The organism is Nocardia goodfellowii (genome assembly GCF_017875645.1).
Classification (GTDB): domain Bacteria; phylum Actinomycetota; class Actinomycetes; order Mycobacteriales; family Mycobacteriaceae; genus Nocardia; species Nocardia goodfellowii.
The window spans coordinates 923,616-935,921 of record NZ_JAGGMR010000001.1; the positions used below are offsets into that span (position 1 = coordinate 923,616).

The following is a 12,306-nucleotide window of genomic DNA, read 5'->3' on the forward strand; positions in this document are numbered from 1 at the left end:
CACGCTCGGTCAGGCCGCCGAGGCGGCGGTGCCGATGCCCAGAGCAGCGAGAATGCCCGCGGAGGCCTGTTCCAGGCGCTCCCGCACGGCGGGCTTGCGCAGCAGCGCGACCGCCCGCGAGGCGAGTACCGCGACCAGCACCATTTCGACTGCGGCGATAGAGGATTCGATCGCGCCGAGCGCGAGGGTGTTGACGAAGGTGACCTCGGAGAGGAACTGCGGCAGCACCGCCAGGTAGAACAACCCGACCTTCGGGTTGAACAGGCACGAGATCACCCCCGCGGTGAACGCCGAGCGAATCGACGCCGGCGCCGGCTGCCGCGCCTGCACCGCCGCCAGCTCGTCGCCCGCCGCGGCGGCTTCTTGCCGCCGCTTCCGCAGCTCGACCAGCGCGCGAACGCCCAAGTACAGCAAGTAGATTCCGCCGACCAGCTTCAATACCCGATAGGCCGTCGCGGACTGCTCCAGCAGCGCGGCGACACCCGCCGCCACCACCAGCGCCCAGACCATTCCGCCGAGTGCCGAACCGATCGCCGCCGCGATACCGGGTCGGGCATCCGCGATCGAATAGCGCAGCACCAGGAACGTGTCCGGTCCGGGCGTGAGCGACAGCAGGATGCAGAGTCCGACGAAGCTGAGCAGCAGCGAAAGTGTCACCCCTCCATGGGACCCCATCGGATCGAATATTGCAACATTATTCTTTTGGATGCATTTTCATTCACCCGAACCGCACAGTTGACAGCGCGCCGGTGCGTCTGCCAATCTCGGGACAGGTCATGAGTACCAGCGCTAAGCCCCGGCTAGCTGGTCGGCAACCCTCCTCCGCGGTGGGGTGCTCCGGGTGACGACCCGGCCGTTCGTCCAATCGGGCGCGGCAAGCGCGGACTCGACCGATCTCTCGATTGCGAGTCCCTGGAACGATGGGATCTACGTAATGACTGCTGTGGCCACCAAGACCTGTGCACCGCTGGCGCGAGTGTCCGGCGACGACCTCCAGGTACCGCTCGTCCAAGGCGGAACCACCACCTACGCCAACTTCGACTACGCCGCCAGCGCGCCCGCATTGGCCCAGGTCACCGACCGTGTGCAGCAGCTGCTGCCGTTCTACGCCAGCGTGCACCGCGGCGCCGGCTACGCCTCCCGGATCTCCACCGAGAGCTACGAGGCGGCCCGCGGTTCGGTCACCCGGTTCCTCGACGCCGCCGACGACCAGGTCGTCGTCTTCACCCGCAACACCACCGACTCGCTGAACCTGCTCGCCGCCTGCGTCCCCGGCGACACCGTCGTCCTGGACATCGAGCACCACGCCAACTTCCTCCCCTGGACCAAGCACGGCCGCCGCGTCGTCCGCGCCGCCGACACCATCGAGGAGACCATCCGGCTACTCGTCGCGGAACTGTGCAGCAAGCCCGCCGCGCTGCTCGCTGTCACCGGCGCCTCCAACGTCACCGGCGAAGTGCTGCCGCTCGAACGTCTCGCCGAGATCGCCCACCAGTGCGGCGCGCGCATCCTCGTCGACGCCGCCCAGCTCGCACCGCACCGCCGAATCAGCCTGCGCGACACCGGTATCGACTACCTCGCCTGCTCCGGCCACAAGCTCTACGCCCCCTTCGGCGCGGGCGTCCTCGTCGGCCGCCGCGACTGGCTCGACCGCGCCGAGCCGTACCTGGCCGGCGGCGGCGCCGTCCGCGAGGTCAGCACCACCGACGCCCAGTGGGCCGCCGCACCGCAGCGCCACGAAGCCGGCTCCCCGAACGTCCTCGGCGCCGCCGCCCTCGCCGCCGCCTGTGACGCTCTCTGCCAGATCGACCCCGAAACCCTCATCGCCCACGAACGCGAACTCGCCGACCGCCTCCGCGCGGGCCTGTCCGCCATCCCCGGCGTCACCCAACTGCGCCTGTGGTCCGACAGCCCCGATGTCGTCGGCATCGTCGCCTTCACCCTCGACGGCTTCGCCCCCGGCGAAGTCGCCGCCTACCTCTCCGCCGAACACGGCATCGGCGTCCGAGACGGCCGCTTCTGCGCCCACCCCCTCCTCGCCCGCCTCGGCCTCGACGGCGCCCTGCGCGCCAGCATCGGCCTCGGCTCCAACTCCGCCGACGTCGACCGCCTCATCCAAGCCATCGCCACCCTCGTCGAAAACGGCCCCGACTGGACCTACACCAAAACCGACGGCCTCTGGAATCCCACCCCCGAAACCCGCGACTTCACCGACGCCACCACCGGCGCCGCCCCCTGCATCAACTGACCCCCGCCCCCAATCAAAAGTCGAGCTCAGGCGGCGGTATCAATCCCCGCCTGACCGCCTCCACCCGAAACCTCTCCACCTCACTACGCCCCTGCGCAACCACCTCCGGCTCTCTGCTCTGCGAGTACTCCCGCACCTTCCGCCGCCAAAACGCAAGATGCTGCAACAACTCCGCATCCGTCTGCCCCTCCGGCGGCCCCATATTGATAGCCATGCCCCGCATCATCCGACGCCCCATCCCCCGGCTCCCGCATTCCAGTCGGCATGGTGAGTCGCATATATAGATGCGCGACCTGGAGAGTGAGCGCTGCGCAGGTCAAGAAGGGGAGCCCGCTGCACGATCAAAGCCCATGTGTGCCCACACCATGTGCGTACTCACGGCATTTGCCTGATGCGACCTGACAGCGTTACTGGACCACGACCGTCACCCCCGTTGGAGAAGCCCACCACGGTCGGCAGGGTCATGCCACCATCTTCAACCGGCCAATGAACTTGACGTAGGAGAGCGATAACTTCCCCGACATCTCCGGAGGTCGTCCACGGCCCACGCCCAGCAGTAGTGGCGTGGTAGCCAGATACAACGTCTTGCAGGAAGTGACACAGCCGCGTCATCCCGAACCCGAACGTGTGATGTTCATGGAACCAGCTGTCATCAAGCCGGACTGTCGTTGTCGACTGTCTGCGAGTGTCGCTAGGAAGCAGATTCCACAAGTCGCGGGCCTGGATGACCCACGCCCAGTGACAGAACCACGGTTGTAGCCGCAGCTCCGCCGGTGCTGACATTACGTTCCGATTGAGTCCGCTGTAGGCGCGGGTGTCCGTACAGCATGCGACGCACTGTGCAACCGAATCGCATGGCCGAATGCCGCAATTGCACTCATCAGGCCTCCTCAATATCGGTGGCCGCACGAGGAATACGTACAGAGCCGGAATCTTCACGTCCAGGTACCGGCGCAGTTGCGCCAGGTCAAGAGGTGCAGTCCACCGTCGACCACTGGGTATGGAGTCGACGGCCTTGCACTCGAAGATTGCCAATTTGCTCGAGGAGTACCTGACGAGGTGGTCCACCGAACCGCGAGACGGTGCCGGCGACCAAATGAGCGCAAACGGGTCGTGACGAACGACTTCTGTTGCAAGCAACGAGTCGATCGTTCGCTCCGGTATCAGCCTCTCGCTACACATCCGCCCTCCTCAGGCTCGAGACCATACCCGCCTGAGCTACGTAATCGTCAGGGGCGCCGGTGTTCTGTCGGCAGTCTGGGCCCGAGCCCGTCGTCGGGCATCACTCGACAGCGCGAACCCCGCAGGCCCGTCCGCGCGAACGATACGAGACCAGTGGCGCGAAAGGGATTATGACCATAACGACTCGCACGGAAGCGGAGGCATATCGTCGCGGACTTCATCGTCTACGAGCACGGGTACGCCCAGCCATTCCCCTACGACTTGAGCGTAGAGCCCGGCCTGCTGCCTCCCGGTGCAGTAGTCGAAAACGAGCGACCCGAACTCGAGGTGCACGTGGCACTGATCATCCGACACGCCAAGCCCTTTCGATTGGCTTCGAGCCGGGTGAACGACAGGCGTCGAGCTCACCCGGCCCGTATCGACGACGCTACGAAGATGGCCACGAGAATCTGCACCAGATTTCTCGGAATTTCTCGCCGGTAAGGTTTCTGTTGACCAGTTTCTAGTGGTGCCCGAGGATCGACCACATGGAAGAAATTGTGCGAAACGTACCGATAGAAGACCGGACGCTGCACTTGACGTTCCTCGGCAAGAACACCCAGAACGGCGGGAGCCCAACACTCTTCGCCACGAACCGAGGTACGTACGTCGTCCAGGGATGGCGGGTCAAGGACCACGACGATCAGGTTGAGATACCGCACCGTCTCCTTGCCCACACCGAACCGGGAACGTGCGTCGGCGCACTGCTGGGCGACACCGGGCGAGGCACGTTCGTTCTGGCGGGCACTCCGGTTACCGATGCCGGTGCGCTGGCCGAGATGAACGTCCCGGACCATGAGGCCGGCATCGAAGTTCCTGTAGGAAAGGAGGTTTGGGTAGATGCAACTACTGCAAGGTGAGGAAATCGACGACCTCCTCCGCTCCTGCGAGAGCAGCGCCCACCACCTCGAAGTGCTCGACACGTACGAGACGCCGGAGGAAGCCGAGCCGTTCGGCAAGTTCCTGGCCGGTGAGCCCGACGATTATGCCTGGGGTGCGGACTGGTGGAACTTGATCCGCGAGGTCACCAGCACCGGCCGGGCCGTACGTCGTGCCCGTGTCGTCACCGAGCCACACACCGCCTATACCAGGTGGGGCCTCGTTGTCGCCAATCAGAACATCGCTGTCGGAGAAGAGATTCGGTACCTCCCTCGGCACCTGATCGACCCGGCCGCACTGTCCACGGATGACTTCTGGCTCGTCGATGATCGGTTGCTCGCGTTTACCGTGTTCGAGCCGTCCGGCCGTTATGTCGGCTGGGGAATCAGCCACGATCCGGTGATAGTCGACCATGCCCGAGCCGTGTGGAACCGAGTGTGGGACAAAGCAATTCCGCACGCTGACTACATTCAGGCGTGACCACTACCGCGAAAGAGGCCCGCGAGGCGTTCGGTGAACGCCTGCGTAACCTCCGTAAGGATGCTGGGCTCACCGGCAGGCAACTCTCCGAGCTTGCCGATTGGCCCCCTTCCAAGGTCTCGAAAATCGAGTACGGCAAACAGACACCGACCGATGACGACGTGCGTGTCTGGTGCATCCACACCCACACTGCGGAGCAGATACCAGACCTCATCGCCAACCTGCGCAACGTCGAAACCGCCTACCTCGAATGGCGTCGGATGCGCCTGCCGCACAGGCAGAAACAGTCGATCGCAACCGAAGCGAAAACCAAGCTGATGCGGTGGTATGAACCTGTCCTCGTGCCCGGACTGTTGCAGACCCCGCCGTACGCCGAAGCGGTCCTCCGCACGGTGCTCGATTTCTGCGACGAGCCAGAGGCGGATATCGACGCGAGCCTTTCTGCACGCCTGGAGCGTCAGCAAGTTCTGTACCGGGGCAACCACCGGTTCTATTTCATCCTGGCTGAGCAAGTTCTCCACACCCGCGTCGGCCCCGCGGATCTGATGATCGAACAGATGGACCGACTCCTCACAGCCATGTCCCTGCCACGTGTAGTGGTCGGCATCGTTCCGTCGGTCCACGATTACACAACACCCACAAACAACTTCATCATGTTCGACAACCGCATGGTCCAAGTCGAGACCGTCACGGCCGAACTCACCATCACTCAGCCCAGCGAGATCACCTTGTACGAGAGAGCATTTCACCGCCTCAAGGACCAAGCCGTCCACGGGGCCGACGCCCGCGCCATGATCACCGCCGCGATGAACAGCTCGGCGACCCCGTAACTGCCCTGGGTGATGGCCGCGCTACGCAGCCTCAGGAAGGCGCAGCGGGCCGAATGCCTCGCGCTGGACGTGCCGTTGTCGGGTGTCCGGTTTGATCGCGGCGTACGCGGACGGAATGCCGGTCCGGCCGGAGTTAGACTCCGACAAGTTTCAGCGGCTCGCGAAGGCGGCGGGGCATCCAACTCGAGGGCTGTGGAACACGTCGGTGTCATTGATGCGGGCGCTCGGCATCCCGGTGCACATCGTGGCAGGGGCCTGGCACAGCCATGACCCGGATATGTCCTGTCGGCCTACTCCGACACCCTCCGCCCACAACTTGGGGGCCGTTCTGTTCGGCTGCGAAAAAGACCCGCCACCGCGTGTTGGCAAGTTCTTGGCAAGGTGTGCTTGCCAAGAACCGCCTCGCGGAGGGCGGGTAACCCTCTGACCTGGAGCCGCCTGGGGGAATCGAACCCCCGACCTTTTCATTACGAGTCGAGTACATCGCGTCTGATCTTGGTCCGCCAATGTCCACACCCCTATGTGAAGTGGAGCAATGCTTCCGTGGGGGTATGGCTGCGTCCAGGGTCGTCTGCGCGAGTTGTGACAACGGCGTGACATCTCCGTCAGGGAATCCTTCTAGGATGTCCAGGATCTTGCGACCGATTTTGGGAGTGGTGAAAGATCGGAAAATTGCTCTTCAACTGGTGAAACCCGGACGATCCTCAGTCGTTCTGGGTGGTTCCCGGCCCACGGCCTGGAGACGGCCTGGCGCAGAGGCAAACAGATCGGCGTTACCCCGGACTGCGGGTAACCGCTCGCTGTGTTGTCCGAGGAAGGGAATGTGGTATCGGTGTGCATAGTCGCTGCGTACCGCAGGTGTCTCCAGGCGGCCAGAAGCAGGCAAGATTGCTGAACAGTTGCTAACCGACCCAATTGCAGCGTCGATGATGTCGCTCGGCTTCCCGACTGTCATCGGCATAGTCGTCAGGAGTGCCGTCTCCGGTCTCAGCTACCTACTCCTCTGGCGAAACCCGCCCTCAGCCCAGCCCAGCAGCGTACGGCCCCGTTCTGGCGCCCCAAGGCACTACCTGCCAAAGACCTTGAGAAGGCCCGGCAACTGCCGACGTCAGCGGCTTGTCGATCCGTGCAGCGAGGCACGAGGCCTCGATACTGACAAACCAGCCGGTAGGCCGCCCCATGAAGCTACGATCGTGTTTTGTGACTAACTCAATACAGGGTCAGACCAGTGGAACCAAAGGCCACCCCGTTTTCCTGTTTTTACACCCTCTACATGTGTTCGTAGAGGCAATGGAGGCAGCGCGTGAGCTTGACCGTTTCATCGGAGCGAACGCTTCGCAACTGAGTGACGTCGAATCCCTTTTTGTTGCCGAGGCCACACGTCGTTTTCCAAGCGATCCGAAAAACCAGCACCGCGATGCCGCGTCGCTGGTACACAAGAACATCCACGAAATTATGGACAAGCGAGACGCGCTTAAGAAGGCGGGGGCATCCGAAGATGAGATTTCAGAAGCGCGTGACCTTCTGCGGAGTCAACTCCAGGCCCAGCTGGATGAATTGACAGGAAGGCCTGACTATTTTGCGAAATATGGTTCTGTGTGGTCCACGATAACTCGCAGAAATAGTGGCGTGCGCATCCTCCGATCATCGCTACTTATCAATATTGTCAGCGATTTTGAAGTTTTAATTTCCGGACTGGTTCGCGCAGTTATAGAAACGCGGCCCGAGATTCTTCGATCATCCGAGAGAAGATTCACTTATCAGGACATTGAGAGCTTTGTAACCATCACCGAATTCCGTCGGCATTGCGGTGAAAGAGTCGCGGAAGATCTGTTGCGCGGGAGCTTCAACGATTGGATGGATTGGCTCGCAAAACGACACAAGATCGAAGTGGTCGGAGTTACTGACTGCCCCGTAAGCCTAGTCGAGGTGTTTCAACGGCGGCACCTACTCGTACATGCAGGAGGTGTCGTCAACGCTATCTACCTGTCGAATACGAAGGGGATTCCCGATCCGCCCGAAATTGGGCACCGGCTTCGAGTTTCATCGAAGTATTTGCGAGAGTCTGTTGCAATGCTCTTGGTTGCTGCGATCAAGCTCTGCGTTACTGCGGCTAGAAAATTTGCCAAATCTCCCGACGCCGATCTTCTGATTGATCGCGACTTGTCCAGTTTGTCGTTCGGGCTCCTTCTTCGCGAACACTATTCAATTGTCGAGACCATAAATGAATGGCACCTCGAAGCTGTAGGCAACGATGCAACTCGAATAATCTGCACGGTAAACCGCTGGATTGCGAGGAAAAAGCTGCATGGTCTGGAGGCAATCAGGAGGGAGGTGGAGGAATGGGATACATCCACATTGGCTCTTAGATACGCCGCAACCAAGAGTGCTCTGCTCGACAGAAACGAGGACGCGTATCAGCTCGTCAAAAAGGCTCTTGAGAGTGGAGAATTGCCTCCGGATGGCTGGCGTAATTGGCCAGTGTTCGAGAATGTGCGCGAATACGCACTTTCGAAAGGTGCCGATTCAACTATGATGATGAACTGGCCTTTTGAAGCGCCACATAGCCATGCAGGGCCGAGCGTGTCACCAGATGCCGAGCATCCAACGCCACCCCCGAACTCTGAGTAGATCCTTGCACGAATCCGTTCGACAGTTGGGTTTGTTCTCTGTGTGCATGCCAAGCCTTCTGCTCCGGAGGCAGCCTCGATCGGTTCGTGCCAATACTCGTCAATCTCCCGGCGTACCGTCACCTGCCGATTGTGTCCGGCAATGTTAGGGGTTGTTCGGGGTACTTGTGACAACGTGGTGACACTCGGCGGATGCCCAGCGGCCCATCTATGAGTAGTGATCGCAGTCGGTGTGCAGCGGTGGGCTGTAGATCGTGGTGTTGCAGACTCGGCACGTGTGCGTTCGATGGTGGCCACCGATCCGGATGCAGGGCACCGCACCGACGAGCACTCGACCTGGACCGAGTCGGTGACCGTTCGGGCAGTATCGGGGAGCCGGTTCCGTCCAGCTCCCGTTGCGCAGATAGGGCCGGATAGATTCGCACATACGTTCGATTATCCACCGGCTTCCCATCGAATGCGATCCAGCCTGGGCCAAACCACGGGTCGCGGACGTTTGTATCCGGAAAGTGGCCGAAGTCGGCGGACTAGCTTCAGCGGTCAAGTTCATCTGTAGGCCCTCGGTGCCGGGCAGCGGCAAGGTGTCAGTTAGGACGCGTGTAGGTCGGTGGAGTCGGTGAGCGTCTCGCTGTGTTCGGCCAACGCCCACTTTGGTATCCACCGGATGACCCATTTCGGAGTGATCGGGGCGTGGCGGCGTTGGAAGTCAGCGGGAAGGCCCTCCGCGATGAATCGGCGGCGTTCGCGCCGGGTGTACTTCCACGAGTCCCACCACACATGGGTGGTTTCCATGAACGGCGACGCCAGAATGACGATTGCCAGCAGCCCGAGCCAATGCCACCAACCCGTGATCCCCCATCGCTGGAGGACCCAGAATCCCGAGAAAGTTATCAGGGCGGCGACGCCGTAGACCACCACCCACAGCGCGAATCGGCGCCATTCGGTGGGTACCCGATGAATGGCCGCAACGAGTCTAGACAATCGGTCGGCCTCGGCGTGAAGTTCGCGGCGCTGTGCCTCCATCCCGTCGAGGTCCTCCATTCCGCCGAGGAGGTCCAAGACCTTCTGGAGGCGCCAACCGTAATACTTCCCAGGCCCCGCCATTGCGAGGGCAATCACCACGACCGCACCGACTGAGGCCCCGGCCAGTGGTCCCGCCACCGTCTCCAGCCAACTTCGCTGTTCATCCATCGGGTGAGTATCTCTGGTGCACGTACGGGGCACGGTTTGGCCCTGGTCTGGGGTGGTCTGCGTATGACAGGGGCTGGCTACCCGCCTGCCCCACAAGGGCCTGCCCGTCACGCGTCGAGGCTCGCAGGTCAAGAGTCAGCGAAGCTGATCCCGTAGGGACGCCGAACGGCGCTCTTGAGGTGTGAGGGGCGCGGGATCACAATGCAGGCCAACCCAGAACAGGGCCACGCGGCCACCGGTCGCGATACCACCGACATCACTGCGGATTCGTTCAGCAATGGGCCGGGGGTTGGTGCCCTGCCGTCCCACATGGGGAAGGCGTCGCCACGCGGGCGGCAGGGGTTCCGGCGAATCAGTGCGCCGGGTGCGGGCTGGGATCGACGTCGTTGGCGATCCGCTGCCCGACGTCGTTGTCGGTGCCCGGAAGGGTGAAGGGGGCCGAAGCCCCCTCGGGTGGGTTAGGTGCCGTCGATGCCGCACCCGAGGCAGATCAGGACGTAGCCGTCGAGGTACCAGGCGCTGGGGACGTCCCAGCAGGGGCAGTTGTGGGGTTCGTAGGGCCATTCGTGGTCGGGGAACACCGCGCGGCCGACCTGGACGCGGCGACCCGAGACGCAGTCTCCGACGGTGACGGTGGCCCATTCGCCGCCGAGGCTGGAGAGGTCGGGGAGTACGTGCAGTGGGTAGCTCATGATCGGGTGCCTTCCTGCTGGGGTGGTCTGATTGAGGGCGTCTCGAGCACGGCTGTGGTGGGTGTCAAGGGTTGCGATAGCAATCACGTAGTGACGCCGTAGGCGCTCTTGATGCCCGCCGCAGTCGTGCTAGCCCTGGATCGATCAGACCGCCACAGCAGGAAGGTGGGCGACCAGTGCACGAACTCCCCGACCGGTGGTGGTGGATGGGCCACGCCGACGCAACCGGCTCGGGTTGTCCTGTGTCGGAACGTGCGGTGTTCCCCGACCACGAATGGTTCTACGAGTCGCCCCCGCGCTGGACGTGCCCAGCGCCTGGTACTTCGACGGCGGACCAGATCAACACCAGCCCCGCGGCATCTGACCCGCGCGAGGGGGCTTCGGACCAGCTCCGCAACGTGTCGATCGTCGTCCGAGTCCATCGCCTGAGCGGGACCACAGCCAGTCGACCGGGCAGAGTGCCGGCGGATTCGTCCTCGGCTGCGGGAGGTCAATGGGGTACGACTCCGGTCGCGCCCACACTGATCGGTTGATCGAAGAAGTGAGCCAGAGAGGAATCGTCACCTTCGGTATGCGCGTGTTCGTCGCCGACGCGCCGACGCGCCGGGCGGTGAGGTACGAGCAAGCCCGCTGCGCGTCGAAGCGCGGCGGCGGCGCGCACGCGCCGCCGCAGGCGCCCTTGATCCTGTATGGCTGAATTCGGCAACAACCCGAAGCTCAAAGCTACGGGGCGTGCTCACGCTCAGAATCGCAGGACAGCGACGGTCTTGTCGTCATGGCGTTTCGCGCGTGGCAAGATCCGCCCATCCGGGTCCGTCTCGGCTTCCCAGGTATGGATACGGTCGAGAAGTTCTCTCAGCTGGGGCGTCGACATCTGCGCTACCTCGGACCAGCTTAAGCCGACCGTCGGCACAAGATCGAAAGCGCCATCGGTGGCTACAACAATCCATGCAAGCGCACCGCGTGGATACCGGACTTGCAAGGCGTGTTTGGCCGCGCGAGGGTTAGCTTCAGCGATCCAGTAGCCGTCAGGTCGGTTGCGTCGCTCCCGTTCGGTCTTTTGCAGCTCTACCAGAAGTTTCGAGTGCTGAGCACTGTAGCCCCGCCCCGCAGTAAGGAACCGCCGGTATGCGTCAGCTTCAGGCAAGCCGAGTTGCGAGAGACGGTCGTCTGTGTACGTCGCAATGTCCCCACTGCGTTGTCCGAAGATCACCGAGGAGTCACCTAGAACCAACGATTCGACGCTGTCCAACTGAACCCGGACAAGGGCCACGGTGCTCGACGGCGAAGGGCCGGGCACGATTTCGAGTGCTTCGGCTGTCCTCGCAATGGCTCTCTCAAGTATGTCGGCAAGGGGCGAAGTTTCGCCGATCGACTGTGTCAGTTCCGAAGCCAGACGGTCGACATAATCCCCCGCCGCCGGCATCGACGGATCGTGCGCGGTGGCACCATCGAGAACGATCACGGCATTGTCAGTCACAACCAGACGGTCGGCGGCAGATGTGGCTGCCAATTGCGCAGATTCAATGGTGAGACTCATGACGGGACCGAGTATGGCCCAGCCAGCAGCTCGCTACCGGTGACGGTGAGGTCCTGGTTGAACTCACACGCGATTAGGCAGCCGGTCAGTTCTGCGGCTGGGTCGTAAAGCTTGTTCAGGTTGGTACTGAGCCAATGCGCGACGCCTTCGGAGCCGACAGCAGTGATGCCCGCGATGTGGACGATGACACGGTTGTCCGCAACTCTGACCAAGGCCGCTGGCGTGCGCCGCATCCGCCTGCATGACGCACGTCACACCTGCGGAACTCTGATGCACCTTCAAGGGGTACCGATCGCGGTGATCGCGGAATGGCTGGGCCACGCGGATAGCGCCTTCACCATGCGGACCTACGTGCATTCCCAGAACGATGCGTTGGCCTCGGCAGCGGGCACTTTAGAGGCGCTTGTGGCAAAGCGTGACAAGACGGGGAATGCGCCGATGAGGAGGAAGCGTAGGAAGGGTCGAAAAGCGGCTGGTTAGAACCGCTTTTCCTGTGGAGCCGCCTGGGGGAATCGAACCCCCGACCTTTTCATTACGAGTGAAGCGCTCTACCGACTGAGCTAAGGCGGCGTGCCTTTCGGCGTGGCGAGTCTAT

The 12,306-nt window shown here is 62.6% G+C and carries 10 protein-coding genes, 1 tRNA gene, 1 pseudogene and 1 riboswitch; of the genes and pseudogenes, 7 read left to right on the top strand and 5 right to left on the bottom strand.

All coding sequences use genetic code 11. The features are described 5' to 3' along the window. Positions 1 to 9: 9 nt before the first annotated feature. On the bottom strand, positions 10 to 657 hold the full coding sequence (locus BJ987_RS03825; protein ID WP_209884728.1) for a LysE family translocator: 648 nt from the start codon (positions 655 to 657) through the stop codon (positions 10 to 12). A gap of 115 nt (positions 658 to 772) precedes the next feature. Further along, positions 773 to 887, top strand: a riboswitch (SAM riboswitch). Positions 888 to 934: 47 nt separating this feature from the next. On the opposite strand from BJ987_RS03825, the gene BJ987_RS03830 reads away from it, so the two are divergent. The 5 genes from BJ987_RS03830 (at position 935) to BJ987_RS03850 (ending at position 8,289) form a co-directional block, all read left to right on the top strand. Beyond that, positions 935 to 2,248: an aminotransferase class V-fold PLP-dependent enzyme gene (locus BJ987_RS03830; RefSeq protein WP_209884730.1), complete on the top strand. Its 1,314-nt coding sequence runs from the start codon at positions 935 to 937 to the stop codon at positions 2,246 to 2,248. A gap of 1,709 nt (positions 2,249 to 3,957) precedes the next feature. Continuing rightward, on the top strand, positions 3,958 to 4,329 hold the full coding sequence (locus BJ987_RS03835; RefSeq protein ID WP_209884732.1) for a hypothetical protein: 372 nt from the start codon (positions 3,958 to 3,960) through the stop codon (positions 4,327 to 4,329). Beyond that, complete coding sequence (locus BJ987_RS03840) at positions 4,310 to 4,828, top strand: DUF6879 family protein (RefSeq protein WP_209884734.1); 519 nt, start codon at positions 4,310 to 4,312, stop codon at positions 4,826 to 4,828. The genes BJ987_RS03835 and BJ987_RS03840 overlap by 20 nt, the downstream gene beginning before the upstream one ends. Next, positions 4,825 to 5,658 (top strand): helix-turn-helix domain-containing protein, encoded by an 834-nt coding sequence (locus BJ987_RS03845; protein WP_209884736.1) that lies wholly within the window; start codon positions 4,825 to 4,827, stop codon positions 5,656 to 5,658. Before BJ987_RS03840 ends, BJ987_RS03845 begins: the two co-directional genes overlap by 4 nt. 1,275 nt (positions 5,659 to 6,933) lie before the next feature. Beyond that, complete coding sequence (locus BJ987_RS03850; RefSeq protein WP_209884738.1) at positions 6,934 to 8,289, top strand: hypothetical protein; 1,356 nt, start codon at positions 6,934 to 6,936, stop codon at positions 8,287 to 8,289. A 587-nt stretch (positions 8,290 to 8,876) separates the two neighbouring features. Here the strand turns inward: BJ987_RS03850 and BJ987_RS03855 are convergent. Next, on the bottom strand, positions 8,877 to 9,479 hold the full coding sequence (locus BJ987_RS03855) for a hypothetical protein (RefSeq protein ID WP_209884740.1): 603 nt from the start codon (positions 9,477 to 9,479) through the stop codon (positions 8,877 to 8,879). A 458-nt stretch (positions 9,480 to 9,937) separates the two neighbouring features. Continuing rightward, the gene (locus tag BJ987_RS03860; protein WP_209884742.1) at positions 9,938 to 10,171 is read right to left on the bottom strand and encodes a hypothetical protein; all 234 of its coding nucleotides are present in this window, start codon (positions 10,169 to 10,171) and stop codon (positions 9,938 to 9,940) included. 529 nt (positions 10,172 to 10,700) lie between these two features. Between BJ987_RS03860 and BJ987_RS03865 the strand changes: the two genes are divergently transcribed. Further along, a complete protein-coding gene (locus BJ987_RS03865) occupies positions 10,701 to 10,868 on the top strand; it encodes a hypothetical protein (RefSeq protein ID WP_209884744.1) in 168 nt (55 codons plus the stop codon). Between the two features lie 45 nt (positions 10,869 to 10,913). Here BJ987_RS03865 and BJ987_RS03870 read toward each other — a convergent pair whose 3' ends face one another. Further along, positions 10,914 to 11,711 carry a protein phosphatase 2C domain-containing protein gene (locus BJ987_RS03870; protein WP_209884746.1) on the bottom strand — a complete coding sequence of 266 codons (798 nt, stop codon included), beginning with the start codon at positions 11,709 to 11,711 and terminating at the stop codon, positions 10,914 to 10,916. A 210-nt stretch (positions 11,712 to 11,921) separates the two neighbouring features. Between BJ987_RS03870 and BJ987_RS03875 the strand changes: the two are divergent. Continuing rightward, positions 11,922 to 12,191 (top strand): annotated as a pseudogene (locus tag BJ987_RS03875) (tyrosine-type recombinase/integrase); the annotation flags it as partial. Between the two features lie 14 nt (positions 12,192 to 12,205). Here the strand turns inward: BJ987_RS03875 and BJ987_RS03880 are convergent. Further along, positions 12,206 to 12,281 (bottom strand) — tRNA-Thr (locus BJ987_RS03880). Positions 12,282 to 12,306: the final 25 nt, after the last annotated feature.